This is a genomic window from Amycolatopsis sp. NPDC051371 (assembly GCF_040682155.1).
Taxonomy (GTDB): Bacteria; Actinomycetota; Actinomycetes; order Mycobacteriales; family Pseudonocardiaceae; genus Amycolatopsis.
This window is the reverse complement of sequence record NZ_JBFBAG010000002.1, coordinates 269923-289996: the sequence shown is the minus strand read 5'-3', so window position 1 is coordinate 289996 and position 20074 is coordinate 269923. Positions and strand designations below refer to the sequence as shown.

16 protein-coding genes are annotated in these 20074 nt (G+C 71.4%); 8 read left to right on the top strand and 8 right to left on the bottom strand.

All coding sequences use genetic code 11. The features are described from left to right. Positions 1 to 30: 30 nt before the first annotated feature. From AB0M59_RS03575 to AB0M59_RS03555, 5 genes are read right to left on the bottom strand one after another with little or no spacing between them, the layout of a single operon-like run. Positions 31 to 732, bottom strand: a complete 702-nt coding sequence (locus tag AB0M59_RS03575; RefSeq protein ID WP_364607904.1) for an ABC transporter ATP-binding protein — start codon at positions 730 to 732, stop codon at positions 31 to 33. Then, the gene (locus tag AB0M59_RS03570; protein ID WP_364607901.1) at positions 719 to 1453 is read right to left on the bottom strand and encodes an ABC transporter ATP-binding protein; all 735 of its coding nucleotides are present in this window, start codon (positions 1451 to 1453) and stop codon (positions 719 to 721) included. The genes AB0M59_RS03575 and AB0M59_RS03570 overlap by 14 nt, the downstream gene beginning before the upstream one ends. Beyond that, positions 1450 to 2496, bottom strand: a complete 1047-nt coding sequence (locus tag AB0M59_RS03565) for a branched-chain amino acid ABC transporter permease (protein ID WP_364607898.1) — start codon at positions 2494 to 2496, stop codon at positions 1450 to 1452. Before AB0M59_RS03565 ends, AB0M59_RS03570 begins: the two co-directional genes overlap by 4 nt. Then, positions 2493 to 3506, bottom strand: a complete 1014-nt coding sequence (locus AB0M59_RS03560; RefSeq protein WP_364607895.1) for a branched-chain amino acid ABC transporter permease — start codon at positions 3504 to 3506, stop codon at positions 2493 to 2495. Before AB0M59_RS03560 ends, AB0M59_RS03565 begins: the two co-directional genes overlap by 4 nt. Next, the gene (locus tag AB0M59_RS03555) at positions 3503 to 4747 is read right to left on the bottom strand and encodes an ABC transporter substrate-binding protein (protein ID WP_364607892.1); all 1245 of its coding nucleotides are present in this window, start codon (positions 4745 to 4747) and stop codon (positions 3503 to 3505) included. Before AB0M59_RS03555 ends, AB0M59_RS03560 begins: the two co-directional genes overlap by 4 nt. Before the next feature lie 245 nt (positions 4748 to 4992). On the opposite strand from AB0M59_RS03555, the gene AB0M59_RS03550 reads away from it, so the two are divergent. The 5 genes from AB0M59_RS03550 (at position 4993) to AB0M59_RS03530 (ending at position 10334) form a co-directional block, all read left to right on the top strand. After that, entirely contained in the window at positions 4993 to 6180 is a 1188-nt protein-coding gene (locus AB0M59_RS03550; protein ID WP_364607889.1) for a CoA transferase, read from the top strand. Beyond that, positions 6177 to 7004 carry a CoA ester lyase gene (locus AB0M59_RS03545; RefSeq protein ID WP_364607886.1) on the top strand — a complete coding sequence of 276 codons (828 nt, stop codon included), beginning with the start codon at positions 6177 to 6179 and terminating at the stop codon, positions 7002 to 7004. Before AB0M59_RS03550 ends, AB0M59_RS03545 begins: the two co-directional genes overlap by 4 nt. Beyond that, the gene (locus AB0M59_RS03540) at positions 7001 to 7822 is read left to right on the top strand and encodes a cyclase family protein (protein WP_364607883.1); all 822 of its coding nucleotides are present in this window, start codon (positions 7001 to 7003) and stop codon (positions 7820 to 7822) included. The genes AB0M59_RS03545 and AB0M59_RS03540 overlap by 4 nt, the downstream gene beginning before the upstream one ends. Further along, positions 7819 to 9222, top strand: a complete 1404-nt coding sequence (locus AB0M59_RS03535; protein ID WP_364607880.1) for an MmgE/PrpD family protein — start codon at positions 7819 to 7821, stop codon at positions 9220 to 9222. The genes AB0M59_RS03540 and AB0M59_RS03535 overlap by 4 nt, the downstream gene beginning before the upstream one ends. A 176-nt stretch (positions 9223 to 9398) precedes the next feature. Next, positions 9399 to 10334 (top strand): acyl-ACP desaturase, encoded by a 936-nt coding sequence (locus tag AB0M59_RS03530; protein ID WP_364607877.1) that lies wholly within the window; start codon positions 9399 to 9401, stop codon positions 10332 to 10334. 9 nt (positions 10335 to 10343) lie between these two features. Here AB0M59_RS03530 and AB0M59_RS03525 read toward each other — a convergent pair whose 3' ends face one another. Further along, positions 10344 to 10784 (bottom strand): MarR family transcriptional regulator, encoded by a 441-nt coding sequence (locus AB0M59_RS03525; RefSeq protein ID WP_364607874.1) that lies wholly within the window; start codon positions 10782 to 10784, stop codon positions 10344 to 10346. A 63-nt stretch (positions 10785 to 10847) separates the two neighbouring features. On the opposite strand from AB0M59_RS03525, the gene AB0M59_RS03520 reads away from it, so the two are divergent. The 3 genes from AB0M59_RS03520 to AB0M59_RS03510 all read left to right on the top strand — a co-directional run bounded on the left by AB0M59_RS03520 (position 10848) and on the right by AB0M59_RS03510 (position 16918). Continuing rightward, positions 10848 to 11573, top strand: coding sequence for an SDR family NAD(P)-dependent oxidoreductase (locus AB0M59_RS03520; RefSeq protein ID WP_364608497.1), 726 nt, complete (start codon positions 10848 to 10850; stop codon positions 11571 to 11573). A 357-nt stretch (positions 11574 to 11930) separates the two neighbouring features. Continuing rightward, positions 11931 to 16682: a DUF6531 domain-containing protein gene (locus tag AB0M59_RS03515; RefSeq protein WP_364607871.1), complete on the top strand. Its 4752-nt coding sequence runs from the start codon at positions 11931 to 11933 to the stop codon at positions 16680 to 16682. A gap of 65 nt (positions 16683 to 16747) precedes the next feature. Continuing rightward, complete coding sequence (locus AB0M59_RS03510; protein WP_364607868.1) at positions 16748 to 16918, top strand: hypothetical protein; 171 nt, start codon at positions 16748 to 16750, stop codon at positions 16916 to 16918. Positions 16919 to 17142: 224 nt separating this feature from the next. On the opposite strand, the gene AB0M59_RS03505 is transcribed toward AB0M59_RS03510, so the two are convergent. Together AB0M59_RS03505 and AB0M59_RS03500 are read right to left on the bottom strand one after the other, a co-directional pair. After that, entirely contained in the window at positions 17143 to 17622 is a 480-nt protein-coding gene (locus tag AB0M59_RS03505; RefSeq protein WP_364607865.1) for a hypothetical protein, read from the bottom strand. Beyond that, a complete protein-coding gene (locus AB0M59_RS03500) occupies positions 17619 to 20006 on the bottom strand; it encodes a molybdopterin-dependent oxidoreductase (protein WP_364607862.1) in 2388 nt (795 codons plus the stop codon). Before AB0M59_RS03500 ends, AB0M59_RS03505 begins: the two co-directional genes overlap by 4 nt. Positions 20007 to 20074 lie beyond the last annotated feature (68 nt).

Genomic DNA, 20074 nt, shown 5'->3' with positions numbered 1-20074 from the left:
ATGCGGTAGCCGAAGCCGCTTGTTCGCGTTTCACAGTCCCAGGTACGCCTTCCTGACGCGCTGATCGCCGGCCAGCTCGGCACCGGTGCCCTGCAGGACGGTCGAGCCGCTTTCCAGCACGTACGCCCGGTCGGCGATGGCCAGCGCCTGCTTCGCGTTCTGCTCGACCAGCAGTACCGCGACCCCGTTGTCCCGGATGCGCTGGACCGCTTCCAGCACCGTCCAGGTCAGTTTCGGGGAAAGCCCGGTCGACGGCTCGTCGAGCATCAGCAGCCGCGGCCCGGCCATCAGCGCCCGGCCGATCGCGAGCATCTGCTGCTGGCCGCCGCTGAACGTCTGGGCGAGCTGCGTCCGGCGCTCGGCGAGCACCGGGAACAGCTCGTAGACCTCGGCCAGCGACGAAGCGGCCTGCGCGGACGTGCGGGTCCACGCGCCCATCCGCAGGTTCTCCTCGACGGTGAGCGTGCCGAACAGCGCCCGGTCCTCGGGCACGTGCACCAGGCCGTCGCGCACGAGCTGGTCCGGCCGGCGGCCCGCGGTCGGCGCGCCGTCGAGCGTGACGCGCCCCGACGACGGCTTGAGCTGCCCGCAGATGCTGCGCAACGTCGTGGTCTTGCCGGCGCCGTTCGCGCCGACCAGCGCGACGATCTCCCCGGCGTCGAGGCGCAGGTCGACGTCGTGCAGGATCCGCATCCGCCCGTACCCGGCGCACACCTTCTCAAGCGTCAGCATGGGTCGGCTCCTCACCGAGGTAGGCGTCGATGACCCGGGGATCGCTGGTGACCGCTTCGGGTGAGCCGACGGCCAGCACCCGCCCCTGGTCGAGCACGAGCACGCGGTCGGCCAGCCGCATCACCGCGGCCATGATGTGCTCGATGAACACCAGCGTGACGCCCTCCTGCTCGCGCAGCGTGGCGAGCAGGTCAAGCACCGGTTCACGCTCCGCCGGGACCAGCCCAGCCAGCACCTCGTCGAGCAGCAGCACCTTCGGCCGGGTCGCCAGCGCCCGGGCCAGTTCCAGGCGCTTGAGGCCGGCGGTCGGCAGGTCGGTGGCGTTGCGGTGCGCCCACGGCCCGAGCCCGACGCGCTCGACGACGTCGAGTGCGTGCTCCCGCAGGGCTTTCGCGCTCAACCGGTGGTGCTGCGCGGCGAGGCTGACGTTCTGCGCGACCGTCATGCTCGCGAACGGCCGCATCAGCTGGAACGTGCGGACCATCCCGGCCCGCGCGATCCGGTCGGGCGCGCGGCCGGTGACGTCGTCGCCCGCCAGGCGCACCCGGCCGGTGTCCGGGGACAGCGCGCCGGAGATGACGTTGAACAGGGTGGTCTTGCCCGCGCCGTTGGGCCCGATGACGCCGAGGATCTCCCCCTCCGCGACCGACAGGTCCACATCGGACAGTGCGTGCACGCCGCGGAACGCCTTGCCGACGCCGCTCACCTCGACGATGCTCATCGACGCCACCTCGCCGCGAGAGTTCCGACGATCCCCTTGGGCAACAGCCGCACGATGAGGATGACCAGCACCGCGTACAACACGACGTCCAAGCCGCTGCGGCCCTGCAGGAAGCCCAGGAACTCCGGTGGGGTGCGCAGCAGGGTCGCCGTGACGTCGGTGAGCGAGCCGATGATGATCGCGCCGACCACCGGGCCCCACACCGTGCCGATGCCGCCGATCACGACGGGCACGATCGCCTGGATCGAGATGGCCGAGCCGAACCCGAGATCGGGGTTCACGAACAGGTAGTACTGCGTGTAGAACGCGCCCGCCACGGCGGTGATCGCGGCAGACAGCGCCACCGTCATCAGCTTGTGCCGCAGCACCGGCGCGCCGAGTGACGCGGCCGCCAGCTCGTCGTCGCGGATCGCGGTGACGTACCGGCCGGCGCGGGAGTGCAGGAAGACGATGCTGATCGCGACCGCCGCCCCGGCCAGCACGAGCGCCACCCAGAAGTACGCGGGCGAGTCCGCCGGGAACTGGATCAGCCACAGCGACGAGTCCTGGATCAGCGGCACGCTGTAGCCCACGGACTTGTTGGCGAAGGCGCTGCTCGTGACGATCAGCCGCAGCATCTCCGCGAACGCGAACGTCGCCAGCGCGAAGTAGGCGCCCTGGAGCTTGTAGCGGAAGGAGAAGTAGCCGATGACCACGGCGACCGCGGCGGCCACCGCCATCCCGGCCAGCATCCCGATCCACGGCGACACGTTGTGCTTCACCAGCAGGTACGCGCTGGTGTACGCGCCGAGGCCGAAGTAGGCGGCGTGGCCGAAGCTGAACATCCCGCCGAAGCCGCTCATGATGTTCCAGCCGACGGCCATCAGCAGGAAGATCAGGATCCGGACGGCGACCGCGCCCTGGGCGGCGGGCAGGATCAGCGGCAGCGGGATCGCGACCAGCACGAGGACGGCGAGGATCGCGAGTTGCTTGTTCTGCGGCCGCAGCGGCGGCGCCTTGACGGCTTCCGAGGATCCGGCGGGCGCCTCGATCGTGATGCTCATGCGCGCCTCCCGAACAGGCCCTGCGGGCGCAGAAACAGCACCAGCACGAACACCACGAAGACACCGAGCAGCGAACTCTGGCCGCCCAGGTAGATGGTCGTGAGCTGCTCGACCAGCCCGATCAGCAGGCCGCCGACGAGCGCGCCGACGACGTTGCCCATCCCGCCGAGCACCACGACCACGAACGCCGTGATGTTGAACTGCTCCCCCAGCGTCGGGGTCACGGTCACGAGCGGGCCGGCGAGCACCGCCGCGGCACCGGCGCACGCCGTGCCGATCGCGAAGGTCAGCGTGTGCATCCGGCGGACGTTGATGCCGACCAGCGACGCGCCCGGCGCGTTCGCGGCGACCGCGCGGATCGCCGTGCCCAGCCGCGTGCGCCGCAGCAGCCAGTACAGCAGCCCGCCGAGCACGATCGCGCCGAGGAACGCGTACAGCCGCGAACCCGCGACGACCGCACCCAGCAGCGGGAACTGGAAGTCGCCGGGCAGCGCGATCGTCTTGGGCTCGGCGCCGAAGAACATCAGCAGCCCGTTCTCCAGCAGCAGCGACAGGCCGAGCGTGATCAGCAACTGGTTCTCGAGCGACCGCCCGCCCGCTCCCGACAGGAGCCCGCGGTGCACGGCCGCGCCGAGGAGGAACAGCACGGGGACCGCGACGACGAGCGTCAGATACGGATGGAGTCCCGTGGCCTGCACCATGCCGAAGGAAATGAACATCGCCACCGCGAGGAACGCGCCGTGGGCGAAGTTGACGATGTCGAGCACGCCGAAGATCAGCGTCAGGCCCATCGCGATGAGGCCGTAGAGCCCGCCGGTCAGGATGCCGGTGACCACCGACTGCCAGACCACCAGGCCGCTGCCGGACTGCACGAGCGCGAGCACGATCGCGACGACGAGGACGGCGGCCACGATGCCGGCGCGGCCGAGGAAACCCTTGTCCGCTCGGGTTTTCCGGTCGGGTGGTGCGGTTTCGGGGACGACGGGCGCCCCGGTGTCGAGTTCGGTCATGGTCGCCACGCCACCCTGTAGTCGGGCCGGGATTCGGCTTTTTCGGGGGGATACACCTGCTGGACCCGCCCGTCCCGGACCTGCATCAGCACCGGGAAGGCGTTGCGGTTGTCGCCATTGGGGGCGAACTGGATCTGCCCGCGGCCCACGGTCAACGGGGACACCTGCGCGCCGGCGATCGCGTCGCGCACCTTCTCCGGGTCGGTGCTCGCGGCCTGCTCGACGCTGTGGGCGATCACCTGGACCGCGTCGTAGGACAGGACCGCGCCGGTGCGCATCGGGTCGCCGTACTTCTGCTGGTACTTCTCGCGCAGCGCGACGGTCTCGGGGTTGGTCGCGTCGTAGTGGTAGTTGGTGCTGAAGTAGAGGTTGCCGAGCGCGGCGGCGTCGGTGACGAACTTCGGCTGGTCGTACGCGCCGTTCGAGACACCCCAGACCGCACTGAGGTCCGGCTTGACCGAGGCGATCGCCTTGGCCGCCAGGAGGCTGTCGCGGTAGTAGCCGGCGACCGCCAGCACGTCCGCGCCCGACGCCTTGACCTGCGTGACCTGCGCGGTGAGGTCGCTGACGGTGGTGGCGTCGTAGCTGATGTTCGGGCCGACCCCGATGCCGAGCTGCTTGGCCGCCGCGGTGAAGGCGTCGGCCGCGCCGCTGCCGAAGTCGCTCTGCTCGTGCAGGAACGCCACCTTGCGGACGGGTTTGCCCGCCTGCTCGGACACCGCCTTGAGGTACTGGGCGGCGGCCGTCGCGATCGCCTTGCTGCCGGGCTGCACGCGGAAGGAGTACTTGTAGCCGTGGGAGAAGATCGCATCCGAGGCGGTCACGTCCATCACGAACGGGACCCGGTTGCGTTCGGCCACGACGGCGACGTTGGTGCTCACCGCGCTCTGGTAGGTGCCGACCAGGCTGACAGCGCCGGCCGAGATCAGCCGCTGGGCCTCGCTCTGGCCGATGTCGGCCTTGCCCTGCGTGTCCCCGGTGACCAGCTCGACCTTGCGGCCGCCGAGCGACTTGATGCCGCCGGCCGCGTTGATCGCGTCGACCGCCAGCTGGGCGCCGCGGCGCATCTGCAGGCCGTCGACCGCGTTCGACCCGCTGACCGGGTGCAGCGCCCCGATCTTGACCGGGCCCTCGTCCCGCCCGGCGGCGGCGCCCCCGGCCCCCATCGGGGCCGATCCCCCGCACCCGGTCGCGAGCAGGGCCAGCGCCCCGAGTCCCGCGACGAGTTTTCGTGCGGACATGTCACCTCTTCCCACTGGAAGGGCTGTCGTTCCGCTTAGCGAAACGCCAGGTTTGTTGCCGGTCATCGTGACACCCGGCCCGACTTCAGGTCAACATCTGCGCATAACTTGACGGACACGTGCGATCAGTGCGAACTTGGGAAACACGGAGAGGCGTCACTACGAAACAAGACGTTCGCAAGCGTTCCCCTCGGCGAAACGGTGCTCAGGCCCGAGCCGCCGGACGAGAAAGGCAGGTAAGCACCATGACGGGCGCTTTGTCCGGGATCCGGGTGCTCGACACCGCCACCCTGTTCGCCGGCCCGTTGGCCGCGACGCTGCTGGGCGACTACGGCGCCGAGGTGATCAAGATCGAGCACCCGAAGGGCGACCCCGTCCGCAGCCACGGCGCGCAGCGCGACGGCGTCGGCCTCTGGTGGAAGATGCTCGGCCGCGGCAAGAAGGCGATCACCCTCTACCTCGGCTCCCCCGAGGGCCAGGAGATCTTCAAGCAGCTGGTGGCCGACGCCGACGTCGTCGTCGAGAACTTCCGCCCCGGCACCCTCGAACGCTGGGGCCTCGGCTACGACGAGCTGAGCAAGATCAACCCGGGTCTCGTGCTCACGCGCGTGACCGGGTTCGGCCAGATCGGCCCGTACGCCAAGCGGCCCGGCTTCGGCACGCTCGCCGAGGCGATGAGCGGGTTCGCCGCGATCACCGGCGAACCGGACGGCCCGCCGACCCTGCCGCCGTTCGGCCTCGCCGACGGGATCGCCGCGCTGACCACCGCGTACGCCGTGATGACCGCACTGCGGGCCCGGGAACAGACCGGCCGCGGGCAGGTCGTCGACCTGGCCATCATCGAGCCGATCCTCACGCTGCTCGGGCCGCAGATCATCGCCTACGACCAGCTCGGCACGCTGCAGCCGCGCACCGGTAACCGCTCCACGAACAACGCCCCGCGCAACACCTACCGCACCCGCGACGGCAGCTGGGTAGCCATCTCCACCAGCGCGCAGTCCATCGCCGAGCGCGTGATGCGGCTGGTCGGGCGCCCAGAGCTGATCGACGAACCGTGGTTCGCGAGCGGCGCCGAACGCGCGCAGCACGCCGACCTGCTCGACGACGCCGTCGGCTCGTGGATCGCCGACCGCGACCGCGACGACGTCGTGAAGGCGTTCGAGGAGGCCCAGGCCGCCGTCGCGCCGATCTACACCGCCGCCGACGTCATGACCGACCCGCAGTTCGCGGCGCTCGGCAGCATCACGACCGTCGACGACGACGAACTGGGGCCGGTGAAGATGCAGAACGTGCTGTTCCGGCTCTCGGAGACACCCGGGCAGATCACTTCGGCCGGGGCGCCGCTCGGCGCGCACACCGCCGAAGTCCTCGGCGGCCTCGGCCTCGACGAGCCGGAACTGGCTGCCCTGCGCGAAAAAGGCGTGATCAAGTGAGTGAGGTCTCGCGCAGCTGGCTCTACGTGCCGGCCGACCGCCCGGACCGGATCAAGAAGGCTCTCGACGGCGAAGCGGATGCCGTGATCATCGACCTCGAGGACGCCGTCGCCGCGGCGGCGAAGGACGAAGCACGGCGGAACGCGCTCGCCGCCTTCGATGACGGCGCAACGGCTTTTGTCCGGATCAACGCCCCCGGCACTCCGGCCGGTGAAGCCGACATCAAAGCGCTGGCTTCGCGCGCCCCGGCCGGTGTCCGGGTACCCAAGTGCGAGGACCCAGGTGAGCTGCGCCGGGTCGCCGACGCGCTCGGCGTGCCGGTGTACCCGGTGCTGGAATCGGCACTGGGCGTGGAAAACGCCCTCGCGATCGCCACCGCGCACCCGCTCGTCGCCGGGATCTCCCTCGGTGAAGCCGACCTCGCCGCGGACCTGCGCGTCGCCGGCGGGGACGCGCTGACCTGGCCACGCTCGCGGGTCGTCGTCGCGGCGCGGGCGGCCGGGCTGCCGAGCCCGGTGCAGAGCGTCTGGACCGCCGTGCGCGACCTCGACGGCCTGCGCACGAGCACCGAAGCCGGGCGGGCGGCCGGGTTCTTCGGCCGGTCGGTGATCCACCCCGCCCAGGTCCCCGTGGTGCACGAGGTATGCGCCCCAGACCCCGTCGAGACCGCCTGGGCAAGCGACCTGCTCGACCACCTGGAGACGACCGGGTCGGCGGCCTGGATCGACCACCACGGACAGTTCGTCGACGCCGCGATCGTGGCGCGCGCCCGCTGGGTGCTCGCGCTCGCGTCGCCGGCAGAAAAGGAAGGCCAGCACTCATGACACGTCCCCAGGATCCGCTGCTGTCGGCGATCGCCGGCGGGGTCCGGCTGATCGAGCTCGGGCAGCCGTTCTTCACCGGCATGCCCTGCTCGCCGAACCACCCCGGGTTCCGGATGGCCCTGATCCGCCGCCACGGCGACATGCGCCGCCCGGACGGCGGCTCGGCCGCCAACGAGATCATCGTGACCGGCGGGCACGTCGGCACCCACATCGACGCGCTCTCGCACGTCAGCCACGACGGCAAGCTGCACGGCGACGTCGACGCCGCCGAGTCCCAGCAGGGCGGAGTGTTCCGCACGCACGGCGCGGAGAACCTCCCCGGTCTGCTGCGGCGCGCGGTGTTGCTCGACGTCGCCGCGGTGCACGACGTCCCGACGCTGGAGCCGGGCTACGGCGTCACGGCCGACGACCTGGACGCGGCCGCGAAGCTGGCCGGCACCGAACCCGGCGCCGGCGACGTCGCGCTGATCCGCACCGGCTGGGCGCGGAACTTCGACGACGCGACGACGTACATGGGCAAGGCGACCGGCGTCCCCGGCGCGACCACGTCGGCGGCGGAGTGGCTGGCGGCGCGTCGTGTCGTCGCGACCGGTGCGGACACCACGGCCTACGAGCAGATCCCCGCCGGCGCCGGGCACGCCGTGCTGCCGGTGCACCGGATCCTGCTGGTCGAGTCGGGCATCTTCATCATGGAGCACCTGAACTTGGAAGCCGTGGCCGCCGAGGGCGTGCACGAGTTCGCGTTCGTGCTGGCACCCCTGCGGATCGTCGGCGGCACCGGCTCCCCCGTGCGTCCCCTCGCGGCGGTGAGCGCATGAGCGCGACGATCGTCCAGCAGCTGGCCGCATTCGCGACGTCGGTGCGGGCGAAGGGACTGCCGCCGGAGCTGCGGGACGATGCCGCCCGGCGCGTCCTCGACGTCCTCGGCAACAGCCTCGCAGCCACCTCGGAGCGTCCCGCCGCGGCCGTCGGCGCGCTGGTCCAGGAGTGGGGCGGCACGGGCCGGGCGACGGCGATCGGCACCGGCGACCGCCTGCCCGAGCCGAGCGCGGCCCTGCTCAACGGCACCCTCGCGCACTCGCTCGACTTCGACGACACGCACCTGCCGTCGGTGCTGCACCCGTCGGCGTCCGTGGTGCCGGCCGCGCTCGCTGTCGCGGAGTCCCGCGGGGCGACCGGGGCCCAGCTGCTCGACGCGATCGGCGTCGGCGTCGAGATCACCGTGCGGCTCGGGATGGCCGGCTACGACGAGGAACTCGGCAACTCGGTGTTCTTCGAACGCGGCCTGCACGCCACAGCGATCTGCGGCGCACTCGGCGCCGCGGCGGCCGCGGCGATGCTGTCCGATGTGGACTCCGAAGGCATCGCCGACGCGATCGGGATCGCGGCCAGCATGGGCTCGGGACTCCTGGAAGCCAACCGCACCGGCGGCACGGTGAAGCGCATCCACTGCGGCTGGGCGGCCCACGCGGCGGTGACGGCGGCCGGCATGGCGCGGCACGGCATCACCGGCCCGCCGACGGTGCTGGAGGGCCGGTTCGGGCTGCTGCAGGCATTCTGCGGTGACCAGTCCGATGTCGACGCGATCGTCGACGGCCTCGGCGAGCGCTGGGAGCTGCCGGGGATCTTCTTCAAGCCGTATCCCTGCAATCACTTCACCCACGCGGGCATCGACGCGGCCCGGCGGCTGCGTTCCCGGGGTATCGACCCGGCGGAGATCGCGGAGATCGAACTGGGTGCGCCGACGGCGGTGCTGCGCACGATCGCCGAGCCGCGCGAGGACAAGACCCACCCGAAGTCGGGCTATCACGCGGCGTTCTCGGGCCCGTACACGGTGGCGGCCGGGCTGCTGGGCGGCGGCGGCCTCGGCGTCTTCCACGACGACTTCACCGACTCGGCGGCGGCGGACCCGGCCCGCCTGGCACTGGCGGCGAAGGTGCACTGCGTCCCGGACGCCCGGTGCGACGAGATCTTCCCCCACCAGTTCCCGGCGGTCCTGCGGGTGCGGCTGACGGACGGCCGTCAGCTGGAGGAACGTGTCGACGTCAACCGGGGTGGGCCGGGCAATCCGCTGTCGGCGGACGAGCTGGCGACGAAGTTCCGCCTGAACGCGGCCCGGGTCCTCCCGGACGAGGTCAGCGCGCGGATCACGGAGCTGACCTACGGCCTGGCCGAGCTGGGCGACCTCACGGAGCTGACCACCCTCCTGCGCACCTGACGGTCTGCCGCGGCTGGTCGTGAGTGAGAAACAGGGTTAGAACACTGTTTCTCACTCACGACCACTCGCGCCGAGCGTGACCGGCACCACCGAGGGAACCTCTGGGGGCTCTCGTCCGTTTACCCTTACCTACGGCACCGTAAGTTACGGTCGCGTAGGTACGGAAGGACGTCCCCATGCCGGTTCCCGAAAGCACGCGCCTGTTGTACGAGCTGGAGGGGACGGTCGAAGAGAACCTGAACCGGCACCTCTCCGCCGCCCAGGAGTGGATGCCGCACGAGTACGTCCCGTGGAGCCAGGGTCGTGACTTCGCCGAGCTCGGCGGCGAGGCGTGGAACCCCGAGCAGTCCCGGGTCAGCCCGATCGCGCGGACGGCCCTGGAGGTCAACCTCCTCACCGAGGACAACCTGCCCAGCTACCACCGCGAGATCGAGCGCGCGTTCGGCCGCGACGGCGCGTGGGGCACCTGGGTCCACCGCTGGACGGCCGAGGAGGGTCGCCACGGCATCTGCATCCGCGACTACCTGCTGGTCACGCGCGCCGTCGACCCGGTCGAGCTGGAGCGCATGCGGATGGAGACGATGCAGGCCGGCTACGAGACCGGCGACAAGCCGCTGCTGCACGTCTGCGCGTACGTCTCGTTCCAGGAGCTGGCCACCCGGATCTCGCACCGCAACACCGGCCGCTACACCCAAGACCCGCTGGCCGAGCGGCTACTGGCCCGCGTGTCCACGGACGAGAACCTCCACATGGTCTTCTACCGCAACCTGGTCAAGGCCTCCCTGGAGATCTCGCCCGACGCCATGATGCGCGCGATCACCGACGAGGTCGTGTCGTTCGCGATGCCGGGCGCGGTCATCCCGAGCTTCGCCCGCAAGGCGGCGCTGATCGCCAAGGCGGGCATCTACGACCTGCGCATCCACCACGACGACGTCGTCCTGCCGCTGCTGCGCTACTGGAAGGTGTTCGACCTGACCAACCTCGGCCCGGAGGGCGAAGCCGCCCGGGACGAGCTGGCGACGTTCCTCAAGACCCTCGACGCCCAGGCCGCCCGCTTCGAGGAGCGTCGCGACGCCGCCGAGGCGCGCCGCAACAAGATCAAGAACGGCTGAGCGGGCGCGTCAGGCGGGCGGCTCTCCGAAAGCCTTGAGCAGCAACCGGTGCAGGGTTTCCTGTTCATCGAGGCTCAGCTCGGAGAGCAGTTCGCCGGTGACCGCGGCCGACACCTCCTCGACCTTCGCGACCGCCGCCCGGCCGGCCTCGGTGAGGGTGAGGACGTGCCGGCGCCGGTCCTCGGTGTCGCGTTCCCGGAGCACCAGGCCCGCGGCCTCGAGACGGTCGAGCACCTTCACCAGGTCGCTGCGGTCCAGGCCGAGCCGGTCGGCGACGCGCTGCTGGGCCAGCGGGCCGAACTCGCCGACGCAGACGAGGACGTAGTAGTCGCGCAGGGCCACCCCGGTCCCGGCCAGCGCCTGGTCGATCCGCGCGACGCCGCTGCGGTGCAGGTTCCCCATCACGTACGTGGGCCAGCGCAGCAGCGCTCGGGGGCGGCGATCGGTCATCCGGCGATCCTAGGCGGAAAAAGCGGGTTGGCACAATTGTAGGGAGTCCCTACAGTATGAGCCATTAACGAAACTCAGGTCGTCCTCGTCACCGGCGCGAGCCGTCCGCAAGGACTCGGGTTTGCCGTCGCCCGTGAGCTGGCCACCCGCGGCTACCACGCGGTTCTCGCCGGCCGGGACCTCGACCGGACGCGTGCGCTGGCCGAGAAGCTCGTCGCCGAAGGACTCTCCGCCGACGCGGTGCGGCTCGACGTCACGGACCCGGCGGACGCCGCGGCCTGCGCCGAGTACGTCCGATCGACCACCGGCCGGCTCGACGCGCTGGTCAACAACGCCGCCGCCATGCCCGACTTCACCACGACGTCCGTGCTCGACGTGGACCTGGCCGAGGCCCGCACCGCCTACGCGGTCGACGTCCTCGGCGCCTGGGCCCTGGTCCAGGCGTGCCTGCCGCTGCTGCGAGCCGCCCCGGCCGGCCGGATCGTCAACGTCTCCAGCGCGGCCGTCGCTCAGATCAGCGGCTTGGCGCAGAGTGTCCGGTCGCCCGGCTATTCACTGGCCAAGTACGCCCTCAACGCGCTGACGGCATCGCTGGCCGCCGAGCTTCGCGACACGGGCATCCTGGTCAATGCGGTGGATCCGGGTTCGGTCGCCACCCACCCGGAGCGCGGGGATGACGCCGACGATCGTTCGCCCGCGGAGGCCGCACTCGGCGTCGTGTGGGCCGCGACCCTACCCGCCGACGGCCCCACCGGCGGCTTCTTCCTCGACGGCCACCCCGTGCGGTGAGGTAGCCCCGCCGCCGAAACCGCAACCGGCGCCAGCTGCGCCGCGACCCTGCCCGGCGACAGATCCACCGGCGGCTACTTCCACGACAGCCGCCCCATGCGGGGACCTCCACCGACAACGTCTCCCTCGCCGAAACCGCACCCGCCGCCGCCTGGGCTGCGACCCTGCCCGCCGACGGCCCCACCGGCGGCTTCTTCCACGACGCCCACCCCGCCCAAGGCTGAGTTGCCCCCTCGGCACAGGAAACGCCGGATTTTCGGGCAGCCGACTCTTCGCGCAACCCTTCACTGCTACTTTTCGGCCAGGCTTGCTTGAAAGTTTGATAAGAGTTTGCCGGGACGTCAGGAAGGTCGCGAAGTGGGCAACCCGCTGGTCGCGGAGACCAAGGACTCCACCAAGGCGTACTCGGGCATCTCGCTGCTGGAGTCCGCGGCCGATCTGAAGTCCGCGATCGAGAGCGGCGACTGGGCATCCGTCGCGATGGGCGCCGTCGGCACTGCCCTGGACGCCCTCTCGATGGCGATGGACCCGTTCGGGGCGATCCTCGCTGCCGGGGTCGGGTGGCTGATCGAGCACGTCGGACCGTTGAAGGAAGCCCTCAACGGCCTCACCGGCAACGCCGACGAGATCGCCGCCCAAGCCGAAACCTGGAAGAACGTCGCCACCGAGCTGGGCAGCGTCGGCCAGGACCTGACCGGCATGGTCAAGACGGACATCTCGTCGTGGACCGGCACCGCCGCCGACACCTACCGGCAGCGCGCGCAGGACACCGTCACCCTGCTGGAAACCGCGCAGAAGGGCTGCGAAGGCGCGTCCAGCGGAGTCAAGACCGCCGGTGAGGTCGTCGCCGCGGTGCGGGCGCTGGTGCGGGACATCATCGCCGAGCTGATCGGGCACCTGATCAGCTGGGCGCTGCAGGTCGTGTTCACTCTCGGGATCGGGATGACCTGGGTCGTCCCGCAGGTGATCACCGCCGTCGCGAAGACCGCGTCGAAGATCGCCGGCCTCACCAAACGCCTCGTCAAAGCGCTGCAAGCGCTGATGCCGCTGCTCAAGCGGGCCGGTGATCTGTTCGGTGACGCGGCGAAGGCGTTGAAGAACATCAAACCGGGCAAGGCCGCGCCGCCGCCGAAGCACGCCGACATCAAGGGCAACCCCAAGGGCCTCGACGGGCCGAACGGCAAGGGCGGCGCCGACGCGCCGCCGCCCAAGACCGACCCGCCCCCGAAGGGCGACGACAGCACCACCACGTCGGGCGCGAAGGGCGACCCGCCACCGAAATCCGACCCGCCGCCCAAGACCGATCCGCCGCCGAAGAGCGACCCACCGGCCGACGCCCCGCCGAAGGCCGACCCGCCCGGCGGCACCCCGAAGGGCGGCCCCGACGGCGGAGGCAAGCCGAAAGGCGACCCCCAGGCCGACAGTCCGCGTGACCGCGCGGTGCCGGACGACAAGAAGGTCTGCGTCTCCGACCCCGTGGACGTCGCCACCGGCGAAGTCGTGCTGACCCAGGTCGACCTGACCCTGCCGGGCGACGCGGGCGACCTGGTGCTGTCCCGCACGCACTTGTCGTCCTACCGCGGGGGCCGGTGGTTCGGCCGCTCGTGGGCGTCCACTTTGGACCAGCGGCTGGAGGTCGGCCGCGACCGCGTCCGGTTCTTCGCCGAGGACGGCATGATCCTCGTCTACCCGCTGCCGGCCGACGACCGGGCCGTGCTGCCGATCGAAGGGCCGCGGCACCCGCTGCGCCGGACCACCGGTGGCTACCGGCTGTCCGCTGGCCCCCGCGACCTGGTCTTCGCGGACGGGCGCGGCCGGGTGCTGCCGCTGACGCTGATCGAGCAGGGCGGCTCCCGCACCACGATCGAACTCGACGGGAGCGGCGCCCCGCGGCTGCTGCGCCGCGACGACGGCACCGAGATCAGCGTCGAAGCCGGCGGTGTCGGATCAGGTTCGGGCCGGATCGCCGCGCTCGGCGTGCCGGGCGGCGCGCCGGTCGTCCGGTACGGCTACAACCGGCTCGGCCAGCTGACCCAGATCGCCGGCTTCACCGGGCGCCCGGTGAACCTCGACTACGACGTCGACGACCGGATCGTCGGCTGGCAGGACCGCGCCGGCACCTGGTACCGCTACGTCTACGACGCCGAGGGCCGCTGCGTCCGCAGCGTCGGTGCCGAGCGCTACCTCAACGGCACGTTCGCCTACGACACCGAGGCCCGGACCACCCGGCACACCGACGCGCTGGGCCACACCTGGACTTACCGGATGAACGAGGCCGGCCAGCTCGTCGAGCGGACCGACCCGCTCGGGCACACCCGCCGGTACTCGTGGACCCGCTACGACGACCTGCTGTCGCAGTCGGACGAACTGGGCCGAATCACTTTCTACGGCTACGAAAACGGCGCACTGGCGACGGTGACCCGGCCGGACGGTTCCGTCGTGCGGCTGGCACCGACCGCGAGCGGAGAGGTGGAACTGCGGGCGGGAGACGCGCGGACCGTCGCGCCGGCGACCGATCCCTACGCCGCCCTCCCGGGGGTCTCCACCCGGTTGCGCGTCGACGGCCGGACGGACTCCTTCGGCGACGAACCGGTGATCACCGCGGCGGCGCGGCCGGGCGACCGCGACCCGTTCGGCCGGCCCCGGCTGGTGCACACCGCGTCCGGCGGCGCGGCCCGGCTGGGCTGGACGGCCGAAGGACAGCGCTCCTGGCGGATCGGCCCGCGGGGTGAGCGGGAGAGCTGGCGCCACGACGGCGAAGGCCGCGTCGTCGAGCACCGGGACGCCGCCGGGCGGACGACCCGGCGCACGTACGGCCCGTTCGGCTTGCCGACCGAGGAGTTCGACGCCACCGGCGCGCGCACGGCCTACCGCTACGACGCCGAGCTGCGCCTCGTCGCCGTGACCAACCCGCGCGGCCTGACGTGGCACTACACCTACGATCCCGCCGGGCGGCTGATCGAGGAGACCGACTTCGACGGGCGACGGCTGACCTACGCCTACGACGAGGCCGGCCAGCTGCGCCGGATGACCAACGGCCTCGGCGAAGTCACCGAGTACCAGTACGACCCGCTCGGCAACGTCGTCGAACGCCGCACGGCCACCGGCGTGACCGGGTACGCCTACGACGCGCTGGGGCAGCTCGAGTACGCCGTCAACGCCGACTCGGTCCTGCAGGTCGTGCGCGACGAGCGCGGGCGTGTGCGCGAAGAAACCCTGAACGGAGTCGGCCTGCGCTGGACCTACGACGCCGCGGGTGTCCACCGCACCACGGTGTCCGGTGTGGACAGTGAATGGCGTTACGACGGCGATCTCGCGACGTCGCTTCGCGTCGCCGGCCACGAAATCGCGTTCGAGTACGACGAAGCCGGCCGCGAGATCCGCCGGACGGTCGACGGCGCGGAGGTCCTGCGCCAGGCTTTCGACGCCGAAGACCGGCTCACGGACCAGGAGATCACCGGCCTGGGCCGGCGCACGCACACGTATTCGCCGGACGGCCGGCTCGTCGCGATCGACGACGCGCTGCCGGTCCGGTTCGGGTTCGACCAGGCCGGCCGGGTCACGGAGGTGCACGCACCCGAAGGCGTCGAACGCTTCGCCTACGACGCGGCCGGCGCGCTCACTTCGGCCGTCACGCCGTCGTCGGCCGGACCGCGCGCGTACCGCGGCAACACGCTCCTGGAAGCGGCCGGGACGCAGTACGCCCACGACCCGCAGGGCCGGGTGACCGGCCGCGTGCGGGGGCGCGAGGAATGGCGCTTCGTCTGGGACGAGCTGGACCGGCTGATCACCGTCATCGCTCCGGACGACTCCTTCTGGACCTACCTCTACGACCCGCTCGGGCGGCGGTTCGCCAAGCGGCGCTGGGTGCTCGGCGACGACGGCGCACCGCGGCAGACGGCCGAGACGTGGTTCGTCTGGAGCGGCGCCGAGCTCGTCGAAGAGATCGAGCTGACCGACGACGGGCACTCGCGGGTGTTGACCTGGGAGCGTCATCCCGACGACGGCAGGCCGGTGGTCCAGGTCGAGCAGCGAGGCTCCGAGGTGCGGTTCCACACGGTGGTCACGTCGCCCGCCGGCACGCCGACCGAGCTCGTCGGCGCGGGCGGCACCCTCGACTGGCAGGCGCGCACGAGCTTCTGGGGTGAGCTGCTGCCGTCGACGACGGGCACCGCGCCGATGCCGCTGGCCTTCCCGGGTCAGTACCGCGACGCCGAGACCGGGTTGCACTACAACGTCTACCGCTACTACGACCCGCGGACGGGGCGGTACCTGAGCCAGGACCCGCTCGGCCTGGCCGCGGCGCCCGACCCGGTGGGCTACGTGGCGCAGCCGCACCTGCAGAGCGACCCGCTCGGGCTGGTCGGCAGCCCGTGCGGCAAGACGGGCGGGTCGAAGGCCCCGGACAACCCGGCGGGCGGCGGCGACGCGGCGAAGCTGCCGCCGGGGGCCAAGAAGCCGGACGGCCTGGGCGAGTTCCGCGACCCGGACGGCAAGATCCGGCCGCACAACATGACCGACGAGCAGTACGCCAAGTTCTCGAAGAAGTGGGACGAGATGATGGCGCCGGGCAAGGACAAGTCGTGGTTCTGGTCGGGCGGCCACATCAAGGACTCGGAGTTCTCGAACACGCCGGTGTACGGCAAGAAGGCGGACGGCTCGCCGGCGGACAACCCCTTCGAGGACCCCGCCACCGGCAAGTACACGACGGAGACGAAGTACCACGGCTCGATCGAGAACCCGGCCATCGACATGGCGAAGAAGAACGGCGGCAACACGCTCGAAGGCCTCCTGAAGGACAACGACGTCGAGATGCCCAAGTTCTCCGACAACCACCCGAATGGCGAGAAGGTCTGGAAGGACGCGTCGAAGGCACTGGCGCACAACGCGGAGGGTGATGTGCACATCGCCCTGCCGAATACGCCGGGCAAGTCGAGCGGCTGGGCGAACCAGGGCGACGAGCTGGGCTCACGCCGGCCCAACAACGTCTTCGACATGGACGAGTTCCCGATCCTGCGGCACAACCCGAAGGTCGGCAAGGTCTACGCCCACGACGCCGACTACCCGGACGCGCCGCCGGTGGTGATCTGGGACCGGAACACCCGCTGAGCTCAACCGATCCGGGGGCTGGGGCGTGAGGGTGACGTCCGCACCGCCCTCCGGAGAGGAATCCCATGGATCAGCACGTGCTTCCGGACGACCCGATCGGCCCGCCGGTGCTCGGCCGCGTCGCGCCTCCGGCCACCGCCCGCGCCGAAGCTCTCGCCGGCCGCCACGCCCGGAAAGACGGCCTCGGCACGCTCAGCACCTTCACCACCATCAGCGCGCAGGCCGAAGACAGCTGACCCGCCGCCCGCCACCGGCTCGTCCGGTGGCGGGCCCTCGAAGTCCCGGTCAGGCGAACTGGATCCCGCCGTCGATCATCACCGACTGCCCGGTCATGTCGTCCGAATCGGGCGACTCGGTAGCCCGGACCAAACGTCTTGAATGAGTCATTCAGGTCTTCGGAGGTCCTGAATGACTCATTCAAGACGTTTGCACTCGCGCCGCGTGTCAACGAACGCGGACGCTAGCTGGTCAGGATCTGCGGCGAGAGCACCTTCAGCATGGCGTTGGTCCACTTCAGCTGACGCAGGGTCCGCGGATGACAACGGCCGGCCAGCTCCAGCAACCCGGAGTCCTTCGCGGCCTGCGCACCCTGGGCGAGCAGCTCCCAGTCGAGCGACACGCCGGCCGCCCGGCGGTGCAGGCGGCGCAGGTCCGCCAGCAGGACGACACCCGGCTCCGGGCGGCGGGCGCCCAGCTCGGACAGCGCCGTCCGCAGCGGTGCCAGGGGGCCCGGCCCTGGAACGTCCTCGTCGAGGTCCAGGCCGTGGGCCCGCCCGGCGCGGGCGATCTCGCGGACGTGCCCCGCCGACCACTCCGACAGGTCGCGGGCGAGGTGGTGGACCTCGTGCTCCGCGTGGTGGCGGTCGGACGTCTTCAGCAGGTCCCGGGCCAGCGCTTTCTCCGCGCGATGCAGCTCACGCAGGACTAGGTCGAGCTTCATCGGACGACCTCCTCGTCGACCATCGCGGGCACCGGCTCCCCGGCCGGCGGGGCGACCGGACCGATCTTGCGCAACGCCGCCGCGGCCGTCTTGAAGAGCGGCTGCTTGGAGACCGGGTCCCAGTCGGTGAAGGTCAGCTCGTTGGCCGCGCGGTCGCCGTCCTTGCCGGCCGGGTGGCCGACGTCCCAGTAGCCGTAGTGGAACGGCAGGAACAGCACGCCGTCGCGGATGCCGCCGAGCCGGACGCGCGCCCGCACCGCACCGCGCGGCGTCGAGACCTCCGCGAGGTCGCCCTCGGCGAGCCCGGCGGCGGCCGCGTCCCGTTCGGACACCTGCAGCCACACCTCCGGCGCCGCCGCCTGCAGCTCCGGGGTCCGGCCGGTCTTCGTGCGGGTGTGGAAGTGGTAGAGGGTCCGGCCATTGATCAGGAAGAACGGGTGGTCCCCGTCCGGCGTTTCGTGCGGCGCGACGTAACCGGCGGCCTTGAGCATGGCCTTGCCGTCCGGGTTCATCGCCCGGTACTCGTCCGGTTCGAACGGCGCCCCGGTGACCAGGTCGCGGCCGTAACTTTCGCAGTAATCGGGTCGGGCGAAGAACTTCCCGTCGGTGTAGAGCCGTTCGGTCCCGTCCGGACGGTCGGCCGTGCACGGCCACTGGACGCCGCTGACCTCCCGCAGCTTGGCGTAACTCAGGCCGCTGTAGTCGCACGGCCGCCCGGCCGACGCGCGTTTCCAGGCGTCGAAGGCGGTTTCGGCGTCGTGCCACTGCGGGAACGGTTCACCGTCGTTGCCCCGGAAGTCCATCCGCCGCGCGTAGTCCAGGAAGATGTCGAGGTCGGGACGCGCCTGCCCGGGTGGCTCGACCGCCTTCTCCGACAGGTGCACCGTGCGGTCGGCGTTGGTGAACGTGCCGGTCTTCTCGCCCCAGAGCGCCGCGGGCAGCACCACGTCGGCGAACTCCGCGGTCTCCGTGCGGAAGGCGTCCTGCACCACCAGGAACAGCCGCGAAGAGTCCAAAATGGACCGGATCCGGGACAGCTCGGGCAGCGAGACGGCCGGGTTGGTGGCCGACACCCAGAGGAACCGCAGGGTGCCGGTTTCGGCGTAGCGCAGCATCTGCATCAGGTGCGTCGGCGGCCCGTAGTGCGGGATCTTGCCGACGTCGACGTTCCACAGCGAAGCCAGCTCCGCGACGTGCGAGTCGTTGGCCCAGTTCCGGAAGCCGGTCAGGTCGCCGTCGGCACCGCACTCGCGGGTGTTCTCCGCGGTGGGCTGGCCGTTCATCTGCAGCACGCCGGCGCCCGGCTTGCCCAGCATGCCGCGCAGCAGCACGAGGTTGTTGACCTGCACGGCGGCCGCGGACGCCTGGTTCGACTGGTAGAAGCCCTGCAGGACCGTGCACAACAGCCGGGAGGCCGTGCCGAGCAGCCGGGCGGCTTCCCGGATCTCGCCGGCGTCGAGACCGCAGATCTCCGCGACGCGCTCGGGCGGGTAGTCCGCGACCGTCGCCGCGAGGTCGTCGTAGCCGACCGTGCAGCGCTCGACGTACTCGCGGTCGACCCACCCCTGCTCGACGATCTCGTGCAGGAGCCCGTTCATCAGCGCGACGTTGGTCCCCGGCAGCGGCGCGAGGTGCAGCGTCGCCGCGCGGGCGACCGGGGTCTCGCGCGGGTCGACGCACAGCAGCGCCGGCGGGTTCGGCCCGGCGAGCCGGTCGAGCATCCGCGACCACAGCACAGCCTGCGTTTCGGCCGCGTTGTGCCCGAAGAGCGCGATGACGTCGGCGTGGTCGACGTCGGTGTAGGACGCCGGCTGGCCGTCGCAGCCGAAGGACTCCTTGAGGGCGGCGGCCGCGGTCGCCGTGCAGAGCCGGGTGTTGCCGTCGAGGTGGTTCGTGCCGAGTCCGCCGCGGGCGATCGCGGCGATGGTGTAGTACTCCTCGGCGAACAGCTGGCCGCTGGTGTAGAAACCGAGCGCGCCGGGTCCCCGCTCGTCGAGCAGGTCCTTGCTGTGCCGGACGATCAGGTCCATCGCCTCGTCCCAGCTCGCTTCGGTGAGTTCACCGTGCTTGCGCACCAGCGGCGTGGTCAGCCGGTCCGGCGCGGAGTTGGCCTGCCAGGCGAAGAGGTCCTTCGGGTCGAGGCGCCCGCGGTTGACGCGGTCGTCGGCGCGGCCGCGGACGCCGGCGATCCGGCCGCCGGAGACCGCGATGTCCAGCCCGTCGCCGTTGGAGTGCAGCACGGCGGCGCTGCGGACCCAGCGGTCGACGTCGCCGGGGCTCAGCCCCTCGGCGAGCCGGGTGTCCACGCGAGCCGGCCACGGGTCTCCCGGCCCGTAGGGCGTCCTGGTCCCCCACGGTTCGCTGATTCCGTCACGCTGCGCCACCGCGAAGACCTCCTGGGACTCGATTACGTTTCCGGATACCCGGCGCCTTGATCGGCAAACCCACGCTG

Excerpts from the sequence above, each read along its gene's own strand:
- AB0M59_RS03575 (WP_364607904.1), bottom strand. The coding sequence starts at position 732 with ATGCTGACGCTTGAGAAGGTGTGCGCCGGGTACGGGCGGATGCGGATC.
- AB0M59_RS03555 (WP_364607892.1), bottom strand. The coding sequence starts at position 4,747 with ATGTCCGCACGAAAACTCGTCGCGGGACTCGGGGCGCTGGCCCTGCTC.
- AB0M59_RS03540 (WP_364607883.1), top strand. The coding sequence starts at position 7,001 with ATGACACGTCCCCAGGATCCGCTGCTGTCGGCGATCGCCGGCGGGGTC.
- AB0M59_RS03535 (WP_364607880.1), top strand. The coding sequence starts at position 7,819 with ATGAGCGCGACGATCGTCCAGCAGCTGGCCGCATTCGCGACGTCGGTG.
- AB0M59_RS03560 (WP_364607895.1), bottom strand. The coding sequence starts at position 3,506 with ATGACCGAACTCGACACCGGGGCGCCCGTCGTCCCCGAAACCGCACCA.
- AB0M59_RS03570 (WP_364607901.1), bottom strand. The coding sequence starts at position 1,453 with ATGAGCATCGTCGAGGTGAGCGGCGTCGGCAAGGCGTTCCGCGGCGTG.
- AB0M59_RS03530 (WP_364607877.1), top strand. The coding sequence starts at position 9,399 with ATGCCGGTTCCCGAAAGCACGCGCCTGTTGTACGAGCTGGAGGGGACG.
- AB0M59_RS03510 (WP_364607868.1), top strand. The coding sequence starts at position 16,748 with ATGGATCAGCACGTGCTTCCGGACGACCCGATCGGCCCGCCGGTGCTC.
- AB0M59_RS03525 (WP_364607874.1), bottom strand. The coding sequence starts at position 10,784 with ATGACCGATCGCCGCCCCCGAGCGCTGCTGCGCTGGCCCACGTACGTG.
- AB0M59_RS03550 (WP_364607889.1), top strand. The coding sequence starts at position 4,993 with ATGACGGGCGCTTTGTCCGGGATCCGGGTGCTCGACACCGCCACCCTG.
- AB0M59_RS03565 (WP_364607898.1), bottom strand. The coding sequence starts at position 2,496 with ATGAGCATCACGATCGAGGCGCCCGCCGGATCCTCGGAAGCCGTCAAG.
- AB0M59_RS03505 (WP_364607865.1), bottom strand. The coding sequence starts at position 17,622 with ATGAAGCTCGACCTAGTCCTGCGTGAGCTGCATCGCGCGGAGAAAGCG.